Origin of the sequence: Ralstonia nicotianae (assembly GCF_018243235.1) — a bacterium.
Taxonomy (GTDB): Bacteria; Pseudomonadota; Gammaproteobacteria; order Burkholderiales; family Burkholderiaceae; genus Ralstonia; species Ralstonia nicotianae.
The window spans coordinates 2,602,525-2,621,404 of sequence record NZ_CP046674.1 but is presented as its reverse complement, the minus strand read 5'-3'; the positions used below and the strand labels follow the sequence as shown (position 1 = coordinate 2,621,404).

The 18,880-nt window shown below is 65.1% G+C and carries 17 protein-coding genes; 14 read left to right on the top strand and 3 right to left on the bottom strand.

The annotated features are described in order from the left end of the window. Window positions 1-44: 44 nt before the first annotated feature. Together GO999_RS11940 and ubiG are read right to left on the bottom strand one after the other, a co-directional pair. The gene (locus GO999_RS11940; protein WP_011000849.1) at window positions 45-734 is read right to left on the bottom strand and encodes an HAD-IA family hydrolase; all 690 of its coding nucleotides are present in this window, start codon (window positions 732-734) and stop codon (window positions 45-47) included. Then, complete coding sequence (ubiG, locus tag GO999_RS11935) at window positions 731-1,447, bottom strand: bifunctional 2-polyprenyl-6-hydroxyphenol methylase/3-demethylubiquinol 3-O-methyltransferase UbiG (protein WP_019717804.1); 717 nt, start codon at window positions 1,445-1,447, stop codon at window positions 731-733. The genes GO999_RS11940 and ubiG overlap by 4 nt, the downstream gene beginning before the upstream one ends. Window positions 1,448-1,608: 161 nt before the next feature. Between ubiG and GO999_RS11930 the strand changes: the two genes are divergently transcribed. Further along, the gene (locus GO999_RS11930) at window positions 1,609-2,112 is read left to right on the top strand and encodes an outer membrane lipoprotein (protein WP_011000851.1); all 504 of its coding nucleotides are present in this window, start codon (window positions 1,609-1,611) and stop codon (window positions 2,110-2,112) included. A gap of 157 nt (window positions 2,113-2,269) precedes the next feature. Here the strand turns inward: GO999_RS11930 and ompA are convergent, their stop codons facing one another. Then, entirely contained in the window at window positions 2,270-2,926 is a 657-nt protein-coding gene (ompA, locus tag GO999_RS11925; protein ID WP_011000852.1) for an outer membrane protein OmpA, read from the bottom strand. Between the two features lie 408 nt (window positions 2,927-3,334). On the opposite strand from ompA, the gene gyrA reads away from it, so the two are divergent. The 13 genes from gyrA (at window position 3,335) to GO999_RS11860 (ending at window position 18,866) form a co-directional block, all read left to right on the top strand. Further along, window positions 3,335-5,992, top strand: a complete 2,658-nt coding sequence (gene gyrA / locus GO999_RS11920; protein WP_064047659.1) for a DNA gyrase subunit A — start codon at window positions 3,335-3,337, stop codon at window positions 5,990-5,992. Between the two features lie 126 nt (window positions 5,993-6,118). Beyond that, window positions 6,119-6,679, top strand: a complete 561-nt coding sequence (locus GO999_RS11915; protein ID WP_016723349.1) for a DUF2059 domain-containing protein — start codon at window positions 6,119-6,121, stop codon at window positions 6,677-6,679. A gap of 114 nt (window positions 6,680-6,793) precedes the next feature. Beyond that, on the top strand, window positions 6,794-7,930 hold the full coding sequence (serC, locus tag GO999_RS11910) for a 3-phosphoserine/phosphohydroxythreonine transaminase (protein ID WP_011000855.1): 1,137 nt from the start codon (window positions 6,794-6,796) through the stop codon (window positions 7,928-7,930). Window positions 7,931-8,018: 88 nt separating this feature from the next. Next, window positions 8,019-9,134, top strand: coding sequence for a prephenate dehydratase (pheA, locus tag GO999_RS11905; protein ID WP_019717806.1), 1,116 nt, complete (start codon window positions 8,019-8,021; stop codon window positions 9,132-9,134). A gap of 58 nt (window positions 9,135-9,192) precedes the next feature. After that, on the top strand, window positions 9,193-10,317 hold the full coding sequence (gene hisC, locus GO999_RS11900; protein WP_016723348.1) for a histidinol-phosphate transaminase: 1,125 nt from the start codon (window positions 9,193-9,195) through the stop codon (window positions 10,315-10,317). A gap of 96 nt (window positions 10,318-10,413) precedes the next feature. Continuing rightward, on the top strand, window positions 10,414-11,310 hold the full coding sequence (locus GO999_RS11895) for a prephenate dehydrogenase (protein WP_023470323.1): 897 nt from the start codon (window positions 10,414-10,416) through the stop codon (window positions 11,308-11,310). 21 nt (window positions 11,311-11,331) lie between these two features. After that, the gene (aroA, locus tag GO999_RS11890) at window positions 11,332-12,642 is read left to right on the top strand and encodes a 3-phosphoshikimate 1-carboxyvinyltransferase (protein WP_011000859.1); all 1,311 of its coding nucleotides are present in this window, start codon (window positions 11,332-11,334) and stop codon (window positions 12,640-12,642) included. Between the two features lie 23 nt (window positions 12,643-12,665). Beyond that, on the top strand, window positions 12,666-13,358 hold the full coding sequence (cmk, locus tag GO999_RS11885; RefSeq protein ID WP_011000860.1) for a (d)CMP kinase: 693 nt from the start codon (window positions 12,666-12,668) through the stop codon (window positions 13,356-13,358). 139 nt (window positions 13,359-13,497) lie between these two features. After that, on the top strand, window positions 13,498-15,186 hold the full coding sequence (rpsA, locus tag GO999_RS11880; RefSeq protein ID WP_211906241.1) for a 30S ribosomal protein S1: 1,689 nt from the start codon (window positions 13,498-13,500) through the stop codon (window positions 15,184-15,186). A 36-nt stretch (window positions 15,187-15,222) separates the two neighbouring features. Continuing rightward, window positions 15,223-15,645, top strand: coding sequence for an integration host factor subunit beta (locus tag GO999_RS11875; protein WP_016723345.1), 423 nt, complete (start codon window positions 15,223-15,225; stop codon window positions 15,643-15,645). Between the two features lie 186 nt (window positions 15,646-15,831). Further along, window positions 15,832-16,152: a LapA family protein gene (locus GO999_RS11870; protein ID WP_016723344.1), complete on the top strand. Its 321-nt coding sequence runs from the start codon at window positions 15,832-15,834 to the stop codon at window positions 16,150-16,152. A gap of 3 nt (window positions 16,153-16,155) precedes the next feature. Continuing rightward, window positions 16,156-17,433: a lipopolysaccharide assembly protein LapB gene (gene lapB, locus GO999_RS11865; protein ID WP_019717810.1), complete on the top strand. Its 1,278-nt coding sequence runs from the start codon at window positions 16,156-16,158 to the stop codon at window positions 17,431-17,433. Between the two features lie 59 nt (window positions 17,434-17,492). Further along, window positions 17,493-18,866, top strand: coding sequence for a UDP-glucose dehydrogenase family protein (locus GO999_RS11860; protein WP_016723343.1), 1,374 nt, complete (start codon window positions 17,493-17,495; stop codon window positions 18,864-18,866). The last annotated feature ends 14 nt before the right edge of the window (window positions 18,867-18,880 follow it).

Sequence of the window (18,880 nt, the reverse complement as noted above, 5' to 3'; positions counted from 1 at the left end):
CAGAGCCGGTGGCCCGGAAAGAGCGTGCCGGTTCGTCGGCACGCTCAGGCGCGCTGCGATGCGAACAGCAGCGGAATCAATTCGGTCGCGTGCACGATCAGCGCATCGGCTTGCCACTCCGCGGGGGGCGGCCCATTACCACAATAGCCGTAACTGGCGGCAATGGTAGGCATGCCGGCGGCACGGCCCGCTTCGATATCACGCACGTCGTCGCCAACATAGACGACCTGCTGCGACGGCACGCCGATCGCGCCGGCCGCATGCAGCAGCGGGGCGGGGTGAGGCTTGCTGTGCGGAGTCGTGTCGCCGCTGACCACGCAGGCGGGCGGCACCGGGAACGCCAGCTGTGCCACCAGCGGCACGGTGAACCGCGCATGCTTGTTGGTCACGATGCCCCATGGCACGCCCGCGCGGCCCAGCTCGGCCAGGACGTCGTCCATGCCGGGAAACAGCCGCGTGTGGACGCAGATGTCGGCCTCGTAGTTGGCCAGGAAGGCGTGCTTGAGCGATTCGAATTCCGCATCTTCCGGCCCGATGCCGAATGCCACGCCGATCAGGCCGCGGGCGCCATGCGACGCCATGGGCCGCAGCGCTTCGTAGGCCAGCGGTTCCAGGCCGCGATCCACGCGGACCTTGTTGGCCGCTGCGGCCAGGTCCGGCGCCGTATCGGCCAGCGTGCCGTCTAGGTCGAACAGCACCGCGCCCAGCGGATCGGGAAACCTCGTCGTGGTCATGGCGCGTCCGGCCGGCGGGTCGCTATCAGGTAGTTGACGCTGGTGTCGTGCGTCAGCGCGTAGCGGCCCGTGAGCGGGTTGTATTCGAGGCCGCGCAACTGCGCCGGCTCCAGTCCGGCCGTGCGGGCAAATCCCGCCAGCTCCGACGGGCGGATGAACTTGGCGTAGTCGTGCGTACCGCGCGGCAGCATGTTGAGCACATACTCGGCACCGATCACCGCCAGCAGATAGGCCTTGGCATTGCGATGGATGGTCGAGAAGAAGACATGGCCGCCGGGCTTGACCAAGGTCGCGCAAGCTCGGACAACCGAGGCGGGATCGGGCACATGTTCAAGCATTTCCATGCAAGTCACGACATCAAAGCTGCCCGGTTCGCGTGCTGCGAGGGCTTCCGCGGCGATCTCCTCGTAGTCGACCGCCACTCCGGCTTCCAGGCTGTGGAGGTCGGCCACGCGCAAGGCCTTGCGCGACAGGTCGATGCCTTTGACGTTGGCCCCGGCGCGCGCCATGCTTTCGGAGAGGATGCCGCCGCCGCAGCCGACATCGACCACACGCTTGCCCGCCAGCGGCGCCGTGGATTGGATCCAGTCGAGGCGCAGCGGATTGATTTCGTGCAGTGGCTTGAACTCGCTGTTCGGATCCCACCAGCGGTGGGCGAGTTCGCTGAATTTTTCGAGTTCGCCAGGATCGGCGTTCGCGTAAGTCGTCGTCATGTTGCGCTGCGCCTGTGCTGAACGGCTGAGGTGAGGAAATGTACCAAAAAGCCTTGTCCGGACCAAATCACCTCGCGCGATAAAAGCGTTTCATATTGAAACAGGAACGAACAAACGTGCGCTTACGCTCTCCAATTGTCACCCTTGCTCTGGGAGAAATCATGAAGCAGAAACGTGTTCTGGCGGGGCTTGGCCTCGCCGGCCTTGCAGTGTTGGCAGGTTGTGCCGCGCCTGGCTATGGCGGCGGTTATGGCGCTGGCTACGGTGGTGGTGGCGGTTATGCGCCCGCGCCGGCGTACGGTGGTCAGCCCCAGCAGTCCGGTGCTCTCTATGGCCGGGTCGAGTCGATCGAGCCGATGCAGGCTCCGGCCAACAGCCCCGGTATTCTCGGCACCATCATCGGCGGCGTGGCGGGTGGCGTGCTGGGGCACCAGATCGGTGGCGGTACCGGCAATACGGTGGCCACCATCGGCGGCGCGGCCCTGGGTGCCCTGGCGGGCAATCAGGTGGAGCGGGCTGCCGGCGCCGGCGGGCAAACCGTCTATCGCGTGACCGTCAGGCTGGACGACGGCCGGGTCGCCACGGTCACGCAGCGCAATCCGAATAATCTGCGCGTAGGCGACCGTGCGATGGTCGCCAACGATCAGGCAACGCCGTCCTATTGAGGAAGCGTGTCCGGCGACAGATTGCCGGAGGATCCAAACGTCAGAGGGCGATGACGCGAAAACGTCACCGCCCTTTTTCATGCCCTGCGAAGCTTGGCTGAGGCTGGGCAAAAAAAAGCCCAGCTTTCGCTGGGCTTCTTCATCGGCAGGTGCCGAATTACTGCGCGCTGCGCGTACCGACCACTTCGACTTCCACGCGGCGGTTCGGCTGTTGGCAGGCGATTTGTGCCTTGCGTGCGCCCTTGCAGGACTTCGGATCCACCTTCAGCTGGCGCTTGCCCTTGCCTTCCGTGTAGACGCGGTTGGCTTCGATGCCCTTGCTCACCAGGTAGCCCTTCACGGCTTCGGCGCGGCGGACCGACAGGCGGTCGTTGTACTTGTCCGAACCGAACGAGTCGGTGTGACCCACGGCGATCACGACTTCCAGGGTGATGCCCTTCAGCTTCGAGACCAGGTCGTCCAGCTTGGACTTGCCTTCGGGCTTCAGCACAGCCTTGTCGAAGTCGAACAGGGCGTCAGCCGCGAACGTGACCTTCTCCGAGCCAACGACCGGCTTGGCGGCCGGGGTCGGTTGTGCTTGCGGAGCGGCAGCCGGAGCCAGGGCGCCGTCGCACTGCACATTGGCAGTTGCCGGCGTCCAGAAACCATTGCGCCAGCAGAGTTCGTTCGTGCCGTTCTTCCAGACCCACTCGCTCGTACCGTTACCCCAGTTGTCGTTGACGGCCTTCTTCTCGTAGGGCACCGACTGAGCGTAAGCGGACGCAGCCATGGCTACCGCAGCTGCAGCGAACGCGAGCTTGGTAAATTTTTTCATATTTCTCCTCTCAGGATGAGATCACCGCAGAAGACTGCGAGCAGATGGGACGAAAACAAGTCATACATTCTTCGGAGTATAACATTCTCGTGTGGTGAAGGCTCCACTTCGAACAATGTCTGCCTCTTCGCTGGGGGATTGTGCCACAAGCACGCACTCCTAAAAAGCAAATATAAGCGATTCGAACGGGGCGCTACGGCCTTGTGGCGTGTGCGCAACAAGGCAAGAAACGGCTCGCAAACCCTTATGGGGACTGGGTCGCCGGTTTTGCCGGCGGTCGCAGGGAACGTGCCCGGGGTTGATGATGCGTCGCCTCCGGCAGTGAGGGGGGAGGGCTGGCGGCATGGTAAAATAGTCTGTTATTCGCGCAACCGCAGCGCCCTTTGCGGGGCCCCCATCGTTCGCCCAATGGATCAATTCGCCAAAGAGACACTCCCGGTATCGCTCGAAGAAGAAATGCGCAGTTCATACCTCGCTTACGCCATGAGCGTAATCGTGGGCCGCGCGCTTCCGGACGTGCGGGATGGTCTCAAGCCGGTGCATCGCCGCGTGCTGTACGCGATGCACGAGCTGAACAACGACTGGAACCGTCCCTACAAGAAGTCGGCACGTATCGTCGGTGACGTGATCGGTAAGTACCACCCGCACGGCGACTCCGCGGTCTATGACACCATCGTGCGGATGGCACAGGATTTCTCGCTGCGCTACATGCTGGTCGACGGCCAGGGCAACTTCGGCTCGGTCGACGGCGACAACGCGGCGGCGATGCGTTACACGGAAATCCGCCTGTCGAAGATCGCCCACGAGCTGCTGGCCGACATCGACAAGGAAACCGTCGATTTCGAGCCGAACTACGACGGCAGCGAAACCGAGCCGTCCATCCTGCCCGCGCGCATTCCGAACCTGCTGATCAACGGCTCGTCCGGGATCGCGGTCGGCATGGCGACCAACATCCCGCCGCACAACCTAAGGGAGGTGGTGGACGGCTGTCTGCACCTGCTGCGCAACCCGGATGCGACGGTCGACGAACTGATCGAGCTGATCCCGGCGCCGGATTTCCCGACCGCCGGCATCATCTACGGCATCTCGGGCGTGCGCGAGGGCTATCGCACCGGCCGTGGCCGCGTGGTGATGCGTGCCAAGACGCACTTCGAGGATATCGACCGCGGTCAGCGCCAGGCGATCATCGTCGATGAGCTGCCCTATCAAGTTAACAAGCGCACGCTGCTCGAGCGGATCGCCGAACTGGTGACCGAAAAGCGCATCGAGGGCATTTCCGATATCCGCGACGAGTCCGACAAGTCGGGCATGCGCGTGGTGATCGAGCTCAAGCGTGGCGAAGTGCCGGAGGTCGTGCTCAACAACCTCTATAAGAATACGCAGTTGCAGGACACGTTCGGCATGAACATGGTGGCGCTGGTCGACGGCCAGCCCCGCCTGCTGAACCTGCGCCAGATGCTGGAGTGCTTCCTGCTGCACCGCCGCGAGGTGGTGACGCGTCGCACGGTGTTCGATCTGCGCAAGGCGCGCGAGCGGGGGCACATCCTCGAGGGGCTGGCCGTGGCGCTGGCCAATATCGACGAGTTCATCGCCATCATCAAGGCTGCGCCGACACCTCCGATCGCCAAGCAGGAACTGATGGGTCGCAACTGGGATTCGGGCCTGGTGCGCGAGATGCTGTCGCGGGCCGAGAGCGACACCGTCGGCGGCCGTGCCGCCTATCGTCCGGAAGGGCTGCTGCCCGTTTTCGGCATGCAGGAGGGGGGGCTCTACAAGCTGTCCGACACGCAGGCCCAGGAAATCCTGCAGATGCGCCTGCAACGCCTCACGGGGCTGGAGCAGGACAAGATCGTCCAGGAATACCGCGAAGTGATGGCGCAGATCGCCGACCTGCTGGACATCCTGGCGCGCCCGGAGCGCATTACTGCGATCATCGTCGAGGAACTCACGCTGATCCGCGCGGAATTCGGCGACGAGCGTCGCTCGCAGATCGAGCATAATGCGACCGAGTTGGACACCGAAGACCTCATTACGCCGCAGGATCTGGTGGTGACGCTGTCCCACAGCGGCTATATGAAGAGCCAGCCGATCTCCGAATACCGCGCGCAGAAGCGTGGCGGGCGCGGCAAGCAAGCCGCCGCCACCAAGGAAGATGACTGGATCGACACGCTATTTGTCGCCAACACGCACGATTACATCCTCTGCTTCTCCAATCGCGGCCGTCTCTACTGGCTCAAGGTGTGGGAGGTGCCGCAAGGCAGCCGCAATTCGCGCGGGCGCCCGATCGTCAACATGTTCCCGCTGTCGCCCGGCGAGAAGATCAATGTGATCTTGCCGGTCAAGCAGTTCGACGAGCAGCACTTCGTCTTCATGGCCACTTCCAAGGGCACGGTCAAGAAAACGGCGCTCACCGAATTCTCCAACCCGCGCAAGGCCGGCATCATCGCCGTGGACCTCGATGACGGCGATTTCCTGATCGGCGCGGATATCACCGATGGCCAGCATGATGTGATGCTGTTCTCGGACGCCGGCAAGGCGGTCCGCTTTGACGAGAACGATGTCCGTCCGATGGGCCGTCAGGCGCGCGGGGTGCGGGGCATGAACCTGGAGGAAGGCCAGCAGGTGATCGCCATGCTGGTGGCGCCGGCCGAAACGGCGGGCGAAGGCGAGCAGGCGGTGGCGGGCAGTGTGCTGACCGCTACCGAGAACGGCTACGGCAAGCGCACGCCGATCTCCGAGTACACCCGCCATGGCCGCGGCACCAAGGGCATGATCGCCATCCAGACCTCCGAGCGCAACGGCAAGGTGGTCGCGGCCGCGCTGGTGGCGCCCGAGGACGAGATCATGCTGATCACGACCGGCGGTGTGCTGATCCGTACCCGCGTGGATGAGATCCGCGAGATGGGGCGCGCCACCCAGGGCGTCACGCTGATTGCGGTGGGCGAGGGTAACAAATTGTCCGGGCTGCAACGTGTGGTGGAGTCGGATGCCGAGGGCGAAGATGCCGCCGATGGCGGGGCGGAATCCGATGGCGAAGCGCCGGACGCGGATACCGCCGAAACATAATTCGAAACATTTTTCGCTTGCCGCGATGCTTCGTTCTGGCATGATGCCGGACTTGCGTGCGGCATGGCCCGGAACTCGGGACCCGCTGTCCGGACTAAACGCAACGCTTTTCTCATGGGAGCAACAATGCACAAGAGTCTCAAACATCTGATCGTGGTGGCCGGTTTCGCCCCGCTGCTCGCCTTCGCGCAAGCCGCCGGCGCAGACGCCGACAAGACGGCGGCCATCAAGGAACTGCTGACGGTCATGAACGTTGACCAGGCGATCCGCGGTCAGGGTGAAGCACTGGAGAACAGCGCCAAGCAGGAAGCCCCGCTGGTGCTGGAGCAGGCACTGGTCGAGAACAAGTCCCTGAACGACAAGCAGAAGCAGGCCGCGGTCGACAAGCTGAAGAAGAACGGCGCTGTGCAGCGCATGACCGATGGCGCCGGCAAGGCTTTCGAAACCGACGGTTTCCGCAAGGACGCTCTGCAGGCCCACTACGATTCGCTCTCCAAGTACTACTCGGCGCAGGAAATCAAGGACCTGACCACGTTCCTGAAGACTCCGAGCGGCCAGAAGTTCATGACCAACCAGGGCAAGGCCATGCAGGAAGTGTGGGGCGGCGTGATGCAGAAGTACGGCCCGCAGGTCGGCAAGGCGATGCGCGACATGGCTGACAAGGAAATCGCCGCAGCATCGAAGTAATTCGATGGCGTAGACCGATGATCGGCGCGCGATCCCCGTCGCGCCGCTGATTGATGGATAATGGCTGTTTGGGTTTGCGCCCAGACAGCCATTTTTCTTTTGCCCCTTTGTCCCATGAACCAAGCGGATCGAGCTCTTCAAGCCAGCCAGGCGCGTGTCTACAACTTTTCGGCGGGGCCGGCCGTGCTGCCGACCGAGGTGCTGGAGCAGGCAAGGGAAGAGATGCTCTCTTGGCAAGGCAGCGGCATGAGCGTGATGGAGATGAGCCATCGCGGCCGCGAGTTCGAAAGCATCATGGCGCAGGCATTCGCCGATTTGCGCGAATTGCTGGCGGTGCCCGACAACTACGAGATCCTGTTCCTGCAGGGCGGCGCCATCGCCGAGAATGCCATCGTCCCGCTCAATCTGATGCGCCGGCTGTCGCTCGACGCGCCCAAGGCGGATTACGTCGTGACCGGCACGTGGTCGGTGAAGTCGCAGCAGGAAGCGCGCAAATACGGTGAAGTGAATATCGCCGCATCGAGCGAGGCCGAGCGTTTCCACCGGATCCCGGATGTGTCCGCCTGGAAGCTGTCGGATGACGCGGCTTACGTGCATCTGTGCACCAACGAGACCATCGTCGGCGTCGAATACCAGGAGACGCCGGACATTGGCCAGGCGCATGGGCGCGTGGTGGTGGCCGATGTTTCGAGCCACATTCTGTCGCGGCCGGTCGACTGGAACGGCTATGCGGTGCTTTACGGCGGCGCGCAGAAGAACATCGGGCCGGCGGGCCTGACCATCGTGATCGCGCGCAAGGATCTGCTGGGCCACGCGCACCCGCTGTGCCCGTCGGCCTTCAACTGGCGCCTGGTGGCCGAGAACGGCTCGATGTACAACACGCCGCCCACCTACGCCATCTATGTCGCCGGACTGGTGTTCCAGTGGATCAAGCGCCAGGGCGGCGTGGAGGCGCTGGAGACCCGCAACATCGTCAAGGCGAAGATGCTGTACGACTTCATCGACGCCAGCGGTTTCTATCGCAACGACATTCATCCGTCGTGCCGTTCGCGCATGAACGTGCCGTTCTTCCTCAACGACGAATCCCGCAACGAAGCCTTCCTCGCGCAGGCGCGCGCGCAAGGGCTGGTGCAGCTCAAGGGCCACAAGTCCGTGGGCGGCATGCGGGCGAGCATCTACAACGCGATGCCGCTGGAGGGCGTGGAGGCGCTGGTCGACTTCATGCGCGAATTCGAGCGGACCGCCGCCTGAGCCGCGCGTCGCAATCACGGCAGAACATTGCGCAAAGCCCCTGCTTTGCGCGGCAATTAGCAATCTGTTGCCGAACCCGATCTCTACAATGACCAGTCAGTCAGACGAAACGAGTCAAAACAAGGACGCCGCATTGGCGGCGGAGCTGGCACCCCTGCGCGCGCAGATCGATGCCATCGACAGCCAACTGCTCACCCTGCTGTCGGACCGCGCCAAGGTGGCGCAGGCCGTGGGCGAGGTGAAGAAGCACTACGCGTCGCCGGCATTCCGGCCGGACCGCGAGCTGCAGGTCATCCGCAAGATGCAGTCGGGCAATCCGGGGCCGCTGCACGGCGAGAGCATCGCGGCCATCTGGCGCGAGGTGATGTCGGCATGCCGGGGCCTGGAGCAGGCGCTGCGCATCGGCTATCTCGGCCCGGTGGGCACGTTCACGGAGCAAGCCGTGTTCGCGCACTTCGGCCACGAGATCCAGCCGATGCCGTGCCCGAGTATCGACGAGGTGTTCCGCGCGGCAGAGGCCGGCACGGTCGATTGCGGTGTGGTGCCGGTCGAGAATTCGACCGAGGGCGTGGTGTCGCGCACGCTCGATCTGTTCTTGCAGACGTCGCTGAAGATCAGCGGCGAGATCGCGCTGCGGGTGCACCACAACCTGCTGCACAAGACCGGCGACATGTCGCAGGTGAAGGTGGTGCGGGCGCATGCGCAGGCGCTGGCGCAGTGCCAGCGCTGGCTCAACACGAACTACCCGAACCTGGCGCGCGAGGCGGTGTCGAGCAACGCCGAGGCCGCGCGCATGGCCGGCGAAGACGAGACCGTCGCCGCGCTGGCGAGCGTGCAGGCGGCCAACCGCTATGGGCTGCACGTGGTGCGGGCCAACGTGGAGGACGACCCGCACAACCGCACACGCTTCGTGGTGATCGGCAACTACGAGACCGAGCCGAGCGGGCGCGACCAGACCTCGCTGATCCTCTCGGTGCCGAATGAGGCCGGGGCGGTCTACCGGCTGCTGGCGCCGCTCGCCGAGAACGGCGTGTCGATGTGCCGCTTCGAGTCGCGGCCCGCGCGCAGCGGCGCGTGGGAGTACTACTTCTACGTCGACGTGGAAGGCCACCAGCGCGACCCGCAGGTGGCGCGCGCGCTGGAGAAGCTGCGCCACGACGCCGCGTATTTCAAAGTGCTGGGGTCCTATCCCTCGGCACGCTGAGGGATTCAGAAAGAAGAGCCCCGCACGGGCGGGGCGCCGATACCAGAGGAGCAGCCCCATGTCGTTGCAGTTCGGCCCCGAATATGTCCGTGCCATTGCCCCCTATGTGACCGGCAAGCCGATTTCCGAAGTCGCGCGCGAGTTCGGTCTGGAGGCGGCGCGCATCGTCAAGCTGGCGTCCAACGAGAACCCGCTGGGCATGCCGGCATCGGCCAGGGTGGCAATGACGGCTGCCATCGATGGGCTGGCGCGCTATCCGGACGCCAACGGTTTCAGCCTGAAGGCCGCGCTGCACGCGAAGTTCGGCGTGCCGGAGGCCTGGATCACGCTCGGCAACGGCAGCAACGACATCCTCGAACTCGCTGCGCGCGCCCTGGTGGCACCGGGGCAGGGCGTGATCTACGCGCAGCATGCGTTTGCCGTGTATGCGCTGGCGGCGCAGGAGGTCGGTGCACGGGCCGTCGAGGTGCCGGCCCGCGACTATGGCCACGATCTGGACGCGATGGCCGCCGCCATCACGCCGGACACGCGCCTGATCTACGTCGCCAACCCGAACAATCCGACCGGCACCTTCCTGCCGGCCGACGCGATCGCTGCGTTCCTGGCCAAGGTGCCGCCGACGGTCGTCGTCGTGCTGGACGAGGCGTACAACGAATTCCTCAAGCCCGAGCAACAGTACGACTCGATCGCGTGGGTGCGTCGGTATCCGAACCTGCTGGTGTCGCGCACGTTCTCCAAGGCCTACGGGCTGGCCGGCCTGCGTGTCGGCTACGGCATCGCGCAGCCGCAGCTGACGGCGCTACTCAACCGGATCCGCCAGCCGTTTAACGTCAACAGCCTCGCGCAGGCCGCAGCTGTCGCCGCGCTGAGCGACACCGAATTCCTGCGCAGATCGGCCGAACTGAATGCCGCGGGCTATGCGCAGCTGACGCAGGCGTTTGCGCGCCTCGGGCTGGAATACGTGCCGTCGTCGGGTAACTTCGTGCTGGTCCGTGTCGGCGACGATGCGGATGCGGGCGCGCGCGTCAATCTGGCGCTGCTCAAGCAGGGCGTGATCGTGCGGCCGGTGGGCAACTATGGCCTGCCGCAGTGGCTGCGCATCAGCATCGGGCTGCCGGAGGAGAATGCCGCCTGCATCGCTGCGCTGGAGTCGGCGCTGGCGCAGGCCGAGGCCGCCGCCTGACCGGCAGCGCGTCGCAAGGCGGTCGCGGCCGGCACATCGGGCGCGATGCACATCGGGCTACAATGCCGCTTTGCTTTTTTCTGGCAGGGCAGTGTTGTGGCCTCTTCTTTTTCCAGTTCCCGGTTGGTGATCGTGGGTGTCGGCCTGATCGGCGGTTCGCTGGCGCTGGCGTTGCGCCGCGCGGGCGTGGTCGGGCAGGTCATCGGCGTCGGGCGGTCGGGGTCGTCGCTGGAGGCGGCGGTCCGCCTGGGGGTGATCGACGAGGCGTTGCCGATGGAAGCTGCGGTGCGCGGCGCCGACATGGTCGTGCTGTGCGCACCCGTGGCGCAGACGCTGCCGCTGCTGCTCGCGATGCAGCCGCACCTGGGGCCGGACACCATTGTCACCGATGCCGGCAGCACCAAGTCCGACGTCATCATGGCGGCCAAGACGGCGCTGGGCGACCAGGTCAGCCAGTTCGTGCCGGCGCACCCGATCGCCGGGCGCGAGCTCAATGGCGTCGAAGCGGCGCTGGCCGATCTCTATGTCGGCAAGAAGACCGTGCTGTGCCCGCTGCAGGAAAACCGCCGCGCCGACGTCGCCCGCGTGCAGGCGATGTGGGATGCCGCGGGGGCGTATTGCCATGTGATGTCGGCTGTGCAGCACGATGCCGTGTTTGCCGCGGTGAGCCATCTGCCGCATGTGCTTTCGTACGCGCTGGTTGCGCAGATCATCAATGCGGAGGACGCCGCGCTCAAGCTCGATTTCGCCGGCGGCGGCTTCCGCGATTTCACCCGCATTGCCGCGTCGTCGCCCGAGATGTGGCGCGACATCTGCCTGTCGAACCGCGAGGCGCTGCTGCGCGAGCTGACCACCTATGAAGCCGTGGTGGGCCGCCTGAAGGCGATGATCGCCGAGCGCGACGCTGAAGCGCTCGAGCGCGTGTTCCGCCGCGCAAGCGAAGCGCGCCTGGCCTGGCCGCAGCGCGCGGCCTCCGCCACACAACCCGAATAACGTTTCTCTCTGACTGGATCCATGGAACACCTCGACGTCGGTCCGCTGAAGGCGGCGCGCGGCACGGTCAAGCTGCCGGGCTCGAAGAGCATCTCCAACCGCGTGCTGCTGCTGGCCGCCCTCGCCGAGGGCGAGACCGTCGTGCGCGACCTGCTCGATTCCGACGACACCCGCGTGATGCTGGCCGCGCTCGACACGCTCGGCGTGCGATGCGAGCCCCTCGGCACCGCCAACGCCTATCGCGTGACCGGCACGGGCGGTCGTTTCCCGGCCAAGTCCGCCGATCTGTTCATGGGCAACGCCGGCACCGCCATCCGCCCGCTGACGGCGGCCCTGGCGCTGCAGGGCGGCGAGTACACGCTGCACGGCGTGCCGCGCATGCACGAGCGGCCGATCGGCGATCTGGTCGACGGCCTGCGGCAAGTCGGCGCGCGCATCGACTACACCGGCAATGAAGGTTTCCCGCCGCTGGCGATCCGCGCGGCCTCCATCCGGATCGACGCGCCGATCCGCGTGCGCGGCGATGTGTCGAGCCAGTTCCTGACCGCGCTGCTGATGGCGCTGCCGCTGGTGGAGGGGAGCGGTCGGCCGGTGACCATCGAGGTGGTCGGCGAGCTGATCTCGAAGCCGTACATCGAAATCACGCTCAACCTGATGGCGCGCTTCGGAGTACAGGTCGAGCGCAACGGCTGGGCGTCGTTCAGCGTGCCGACCGGCGTGGCTTACCGTGCGCCGGGCGAGATCTTTGTCGAGGGCGACGCGTCGTCCGCGTCGTACTTCCTGGCGGCGGGCGCGCTCGGCGGCGGGCCGGTGCGCGTGGAAGGGGTCGGCATGTCGAGCATCCAGGGCGACGTGCGCTTTGCCGATGCGCTCAATCGCATGGGCGCCAACGTCATGGCCGGCGACAACTGGATCGAAGTGCGCGGCGTGGAGCGCGACGACGGCAAGCTGCATGCGCTGGAGCTCGACTGCAATCACATCCCCGACGCCGCCATGACGCTGGCGGTGGCCGCGCTGTTCGCCGATGGCACCACCACGCTGACCAACATCGGCAGTTGGCGCGTCAAGGAGACCGACCGGCTGACCGCGATGGCCACCGAGCTGCGCAAGCTTGGCGCCGCGGTGGAAGAGGGCACCGACTACATCCGCGTGACCCCGCCGTCGCACTGGACCGCGCCTGCCGGCGGGATCGACACCTACGACGATCACCGCATGGCGATGGCCTTTTCGCTGGCGGCCTTCGGCCCGGTGCCGGTACGCATCAATGACCCGCGCTGCGTGGCCAAGACGTTCCCCGAATACTTCACGGCGTTCGGCGGAATCGCCGCCTGAAACGCAATTAACCGCCAATCATCATGTCTGACGTTGCTGCTTTTACCGCGTACCCGGTCATCGCCATCGACGGTCCGACCGCGTCCGGCAAGGGCACGGTCGCGCACCAGATCGCCGATTTGCTGGGGTTCCATTATCTCGACAGCGGTTCGCTGTACCGCCTGGTAGCGTTCGTCAGCATCCGCGAGAACATCGACGATCACGACGTCAACAGCCTCGTGCGGATCGCATCGGAGCTCGATGTGCGCTTCAAGGCGGATCACATCTGGCTCAAGGGCGAGGATGTGAGCCTGGCCCTGCGCCATGAGTCGGTCGGCAACCAGGCCTCGGCGATCGCGGTGCACGGGCCGGTGCGCGAGGCGTTGCGCGCACGTCAGCGGGCCTTCCTCGAAGCGCCGGGGCTGGTGGCCGATGGGCGCGACATGGGAACGGTGATTTTTCCCGAGGCGGTGCTCAAGGTATTCCTGACGGCGAGCGTGCAGGCGCGTGCCGAGAGACGCTATAAACAATTGATTGCAAAGGGGTTTTCTGCTACAGTGGAAAGTCTTTCGCGGGACTTGGAAGCGCGTGATTTGCGGGATCGCACCCGCAGTGTCGCGCCGCTGCGGCCGGCGGAAGCGGCGCGGTTGCTCGATTCGTCCGACATGTCGGTCGATGAGGTGGTCGCGCAGGTGCTGGACTGGTATCGGCAAGTGCAGGGCGTCAAGGCGCGCTGAACCGTCGGCTGGTCCGTTCGGTGCCGGTGAGTCGCTTCAGCGATTTGCCGGCGGTTGTTCAACTCGTAACCCCGCATGCGTGTCTTCGCCCATCCTGAGCGAAAGCAATGCGAGGCATGTTCTGCGGATGCCTATTTTTATGTCCCAAACTAACGAATCTTTTGCCGCCCTGTTCGAAGAGTCGATCGCCCGTTCCAATATGAAGGCGGGTGAAGTGATCTCTGCGGAAGTTGTGCGTATCGACCACAACTTCGTCGTTGTGAACGCGGGCCTGAAGTCCGAAGCTTTTGTTCCGGTCGAAGAATTCCTGAACGATCAGGGCGAGCTGGAAGTGCAAGTCGGCGACTACGTTTCGGTCGCGATCGACGCACTGGAAAACGGCTACGGCGACACCATCCTGTCGCGCGACAAGGCCAAGCGCCTGGCTTCGTGGCTGAACCTTGAGAAGGCACTGGAATCCGGCGAGATCATCTCCGGTACCGTGACCGGCAAGGTGAAGGGCGGCCTGACCGTCATGGTCAACGGTATTCGTGCATTCCTGCCGGGTTCGCTCGTCGACGTGCGTCCGATCAAGGACACCACGCCGTACGAAGGCAAGACCCTCGAATTCAAGGTCATCAAGCTGGACCGCAAGCGCAACAACGTTGTGCTGTCGCGCCGCGCCGTGGTGGAAGCCACGCTGGGCGAAGAGCGCCAGAAGCTGATGGAAACGCTGAAGGAAGGCGCGATCGTCAACGGTATCGTCAAGAACATCACCGACTACGGCGCATTCGTGGATCTGGGTGGCATCGACGGTCTGCTGCACATCACCGACCTGGCATGGCGTCGCGTGCGTCATCCGAGCGAAGTGCTGTCGGTTGGCCAGGAAATCACCGCCAAGATCCTCAAGTTCGACCAAGAGAAGAACCGCGTCTCGCTGGGCGTCAAGCAACTGGGCGAAGATCCGTGGGTCGGTATCTCGCGTCGCTATCCGCAAGGCACCCGCCTGTTCGGCAAGGTGACCAACCTGACCGACTACGGCGCGTTCGTCGAGATCGAAGCCGGCATCGAAGGCCTGGTGCACGTGTCGGAAATGGACTGGACCAACAAGAACGTGGCCCCGTCCAAGGTTGTCCAGCTGGGCGACGAAGTGGAAGTCATGGTCCTGGACATCGACGAAGACAAGCGTCGTATCAGCCTGGGCATGAAGCAGTGCAAGGCCAACCCGTGGGACGACTTCGCTCGCAACCACAAGAAGGGCGACAAGCTGGCCGGCCAGATCAAGTCGATCACCGACTTCGGCGTGTTCATCGGCCTGCCGGGCGGCATCGACGGCCTGGTGCACCTGTCCGACCTGTCGTGGCAAGAAACCGGCGAAGAAGCCGTTCGCAAGTACAAGAAGGGCGACGAAGTGGAAGCCGTGGTGCTGGCCATCGACGTCGAGAAGGAACGCATCTCGCTGGGCATCAAGCAGCTGTCGGGCGATCCGTTCAACAACTTCATCTCGGCCAACGACAAGGGTTCGATCGTGTCCGTCACGATCAAGGCCGTTGATCCGAAGGGCGCCGTGGTGCAGTTGGCTGACGACGTGGAAGGCTACCTGCGTGCCTCGGAAATCTCGAGCGACCGCGTGGAAGATGCCCGCAACGTGCTGAAGGAAGGCGAAACGATGACCGCGATGATCGTCAACATCGATCGCAAGTCGCGCAACATCAACGTTTCGATCAAGGCCAAGGACAGCGCCGACCAGCAGGAAGCCATGCAGAAGTTCGCGCAGGACACCGGTACCGCCGGTACCACGAACCTGGGCGCGCTGCTGAAGGCCAAGCTGAACGAAACCAATCAGTAAGCATCCACCGAGTCACGCCCCGAGGACGCGCGCACGATGCCCATGACCAAGTCCGAACTCGTGGAAAAATTGGCCGCCCGCTTTCCGCAGCTGCTGCTGCGGGATGCGGACATCGCGGTCAAGACGATCCTGGATGCGATGTCCGACGCCTTGGCGGACGGCCATCGCATCGAGATTCGCGGGTTCGGCAGCTTTGGCCTGAATCGGCGTCCACCGCGCGTCGGGCGCAACCCCAAGTCCGGCGAGAAGGTGCTGGTGCCCGAAAAACGGGTGCCGCACTTCAAGGCGGGCAAGGAGCTGCGCGAACGGGTCGACCGCAGCCTCGAGCGGCAGGGCGATTCCTCTTCGGAGGGCGAGCCCGTGTCGCTGACGGCTGTGAAGGCGGCGCGGCAGGCCGGCGGTCACCATGCCGCCGGTTTCCCGGCGGAAGCGACGCCGACGCTGGTCATGTCGCGCTGAGCCTTGCGTGTTGCACAGTGGTTTCAAGAACGCCCTGGTTTTCCCGGGGCGTTTTTTTTATGGCGCGGACGTGCCGCCGGGGCCTTGGCGCGTGGCTGGGCCCAACCCGAATCCGCTACAATGCGGCACAACCCGGCCATCACGCGCTGCGCGGGTCTCCGCGTCGCCGTCCGTTCCCGAAACCGCATGAAATTGTTCGTCTGGGTCGTCCGCATCCTGTTGTTTGTGCTGCTTTTCGTGCTTGCGCTGCACAACACGGCGGAAGTCTCGCTTGTGCTGCCGTTCGGCGTTGTCTGGCATGCGCCCCTGATCCTGATCGCCCTGGCGTTTTTCGTGGCCGGCCTGCTGCTGGCCATGCTGGCGATGGCGCCGCGCGTGATGCGGCACCGGTTCACCGCCAGCCGGCTGCGCAGGCAGCTCGGTCGCATGAAGGCCGAGGAGGCCGTCGAGCCGAAGGTGCCGGTCGCCGCCGATTCTCCCTACCACGTTCCCGGCCCCAAGGTCTGACGCATGGATTTTGATCTCTGGTGGCTGCTGGCCATCCCCCTGGTGTTCGGCTTGGGCTGGGTGGCGGCCCGGCTGGATGCCCGACAACTGCTGACCGAACAGGCGTCGCTGCCGCGCTCCTATTTCAAGGGGTTGAATTTCCTCCTCAACGAGCAGCCGGACAAGGCGATCGACGCCTTCATCGAAGTCGCGCGCCTGGACCCCGAAACCACCGAGCTGCACTTCGCGCTGGGCAGCCTGTTCCGCCGCCGCGGCGAAACCGAGCGCGCCATCCGCGTGCACCAGAACCTGGTCAACCGGCCGGACTTGCCGGCCAACGAGCGCGACCACGCGCTGTATGAGCTGGGCCAGGATTTCCTGCGTGCCGGCCTGCTGGACCGTGCCGAAGAATCGCTGCGCATGCTGATGGAAGGCGTGTTTGCCGAGCCGGCCAAGCGTGTGCTGCTGGAGCTGTACGAGGTCGAGAAAGAGTGGCGCAAGGCGATCGATGCCGCGCGCGAATTGCAGACGCTGCAGGGCCAGGACTATTCGGTGCAGATCGCCCAGTTCTGCTGCGAGCTGGCGCAGGAATCGCTGCAGCGCAAGGACGTGTCGGCTGCCGTCGAATGGCTTGAGCGCGCCCTGCAGGAGAACCCGAAGAACGTGCGCGCCACCATCCAGCTGGGCGACGTGGCGCTGGGCAAGGGCGATACCGAAGGCGCGATCAAGCGCTGGCGCAGCATCGAGCAGCAGAACCCGGCCTTCCTGCCGCTGGTGGCCGAGCGCTTGATGAAAGCCTTCGCGCAGCTCGGCCGTGCCGCCGAAGGCCTGGCCTGGCTGCGCTCCAAGATGGACGCGCGCCTTGGCCCCGAGCTGCTGGACGTCGTCTACCGCTATGAGCTGGACGTGCACGGCATCGACGATGCCGTCGCGCTGATGCGCGAGCAGATCCGCCGCCAGCCTTCGCTGATGGCGCTCACGCGCCTGGTCGAAGCCGAGGCGACGCGCGCCTCCGAAGCAGTGAGCCACGAGGCCGCGGCGGTTGCCGCGCCCATCAGTGACAGTGCGCTGGCCGATCCGGTGGAAGCCGGCAGCAACGCCGACATCCAGCGCGCGCAAGACCTCGGCGCCATCCGCGACCTGCTGCAGAGCCGCACCCGCAACCTGGCCCGCTACACCTGCCAGGAGTGCGGCTTCCGAGCGCGCCTGTTCTATTGGCAATGTCCGGGCTGCAACCGCTGGGAAACCTACGCGCCGCGCCGTACCGAAGCGCTCGGCGGCAGCGGTGGCGCCAGCATGTAATTCAGTCCGGCGTGGCCACGGGGCCGCGCCGGCACGTTTTCAACTTTTGAATTATTCGCATGAGAATCACCATCATCGGTAGCGGCTATGTCGGCCTGGTCACCGGCGCGTGCCTGGCGGAGCTGGGCAACGACGTGTTCTGCCTCGACGTCGACCAGAAGAAGATCGATCTGCTCAACGCCGGCGGCGTACCGATCTACGAGCCGGGCCTGAAGGAGCTGATCGACCGCAACCGCACGGCGGGCCGCCTGCAGTTCTCGACGGACGTGGCAGCCAGCGTGGCGCACGGCGACGTGCAGTTCATCGCCGTGGGCACGCCGCCCGACGAAGACGGCTCGGCCGACCTGAAATACGTGCTGGCGGCCGCCCGCAGCATCGCCGAGCACATGGACGGCTTCAAGGTGATCGTCGACAAGTCCACCGTGCCGGTGGGCACCGGCGACAAGGTTCGCGCCGTGGTGGCCGAGGCCCTGGCCGCGCGCGGCAAGTCCGGCATCGGCTTCTCGGTGGTGTCGAACCCCGAGTTCCTGAAGGAGGGGGCGGCGGTGGACGATTTCATGCGCCCGGACCGCATCGTGCTCGGCACCTACGCCGACGAACCCGGCCTGCGCGCCAAGGCCACGATGCGCGCGCTGTACGCACCGTTCAACCGCAACCATGAGCGCACGTTCTACATGGACGTGCGTTCGGCCGAATTCACCAAGTACGCCGCCAACTCGATGCTGGCCACGCGCATCTCGTTCATGAACGAGATGGCCAACCTGGCCGACAAGGTCGGTGCCGACATCGAGCTGGTGCGACTGGGCATCGGCTCGGATCCGCGTATCGGCTACAGCTTCCTCTACGCGGGCACGGGCTACGGCGGCTCGTGCTTCCCGAAGGATGTGCAGGCGCTGGTGCGGACCGCCCAGGAGCACGGCCAGACGCTGCACGTGCTGGAAGCGGTCGAGGCCGTCAACGACAAGCAGAAGGAAGTGCTGGTCGGCAAGATCGTCGACCGGCTGGGCGAAGACCTGTCCGGGCGCACCTTCGCCATCTGGGGCCTGGCATTCAAGCCGAACACCGACGACATGCGCGAGGCGCCGAGCCGCATCGTGATCGCCGCGCTGCTCGCGCGCGGCGCCCGCGTGCAGGTCTATGATCCGGTGGCGATGGAGGAGGCCCGCCATGCGCTGGCGATCGACTTGTCGCCCGAACAATTGGAACGCGTGACGTTCTGCGCGGGTCAGATGGATGCGCTCAAGCATGCCGACGCGCTCGTCATCGTGACCGAGTGGAAGGCATTCCGCAGCCCCGACTTCAACGCCGTCAAGGCATTGCTGAAGTCGCCGATGGTGTTCGACGGCCGCAATCTGTTCGAGCCGCAAGCCATGCGCGACGCGGGGTTCGAATACCAGGCCATCGGGCGCTCCACCCAATCGCCTTCGCAGTAACCGGAGGGCCGCTT

Coding starts and splice junctions, on each gene's coding strand:
- GO999_RS11940 (WP_011000849.1), bottom strand. CDS start 734: ATGACCACGACGAGGTTTCCCGATCCGCTGGGCGCGGTGCTGTTCGAC.
- ubiG (WP_019717804.1), bottom strand. CDS start 1,447: ATGACGACGACTTACGCGAACGCCGATCCTGGCGAACTCGAAAAATTC.
- GO999_RS11930 (WP_011000851.1), top strand. CDS start 1,609: ATGAAGCAGAAACGTGTTCTGGCGGGGCTTGGCCTCGCCGGCCTTGCA.
- ompA (WP_011000852.1), bottom strand. CDS start 2,926: ATGAAAAAATTTACCAAGCTCGCGTTCGCTGCAGCTGCGGTAGCCATG.
- gyrA (WP_064047659.1), top strand. CDS start 3,335: ATGGATCAATTCGCCAAAGAGACACTCCCGGTATCGCTCGAAGAAGAA.
- GO999_RS11915 (WP_016723349.1), top strand. CDS start 6,119: ATGCACAAGAGTCTCAAACATCTGATCGTGGTGGCCGGTTTCGCCCCG.
- serC (WP_011000855.1), top strand. CDS start 6,794: ATGAACCAAGCGGATCGAGCTCTTCAAGCCAGCCAGGCGCGTGTCTAC.
- pheA (WP_019717806.1), top strand. CDS start 8,019: ATGACCAGTCAGTCAGACGAAACGAGTCAAAACAAGGACGCCGCATTG.
- hisC (WP_016723348.1), top strand. CDS start 9,193: ATGTCGTTGCAGTTCGGCCCCGAATATGTCCGTGCCATTGCCCCCTAT.
- aroA (WP_011000859.1), top strand. CDS start 11,332: ATGGAACACCTCGACGTCGGTCCGCTGAAGGCGGCGCGCGGCACGGTC.
- cmk (WP_011000860.1), top strand. CDS start 12,666: ATGTCTGACGTTGCTGCTTTTACCGCGTACCCGGTCATCGCCATCGAC.
- rpsA (WP_211906241.1), top strand. CDS start 13,498: ATGTCCCAAACTAACGAATCTTTTGCCGCCCTGTTCGAAGAGTCGATC.
- GO999_RS11875 (WP_016723345.1), top strand. CDS start 15,223: ATGCCCATGACCAAGTCCGAACTCGTGGAAAAATTGGCCGCCCGCTTT.
- GO999_RS11870 (WP_016723344.1), top strand. CDS start 15,832: ATGAAATTGTTCGTCTGGGTCGTCCGCATCCTGTTGTTTGTGCTGCTT.
- lapB (WP_019717810.1), top strand. CDS start 16,156: ATGGATTTTGATCTCTGGTGGCTGCTGGCCATCCCCCTGGTGTTCGGC.
- GO999_RS11860 (WP_016723343.1), top strand. CDS start 17,493: ATGAGAATCACCATCATCGGTAGCGGCTATGTCGGCCTGGTCACCGGC.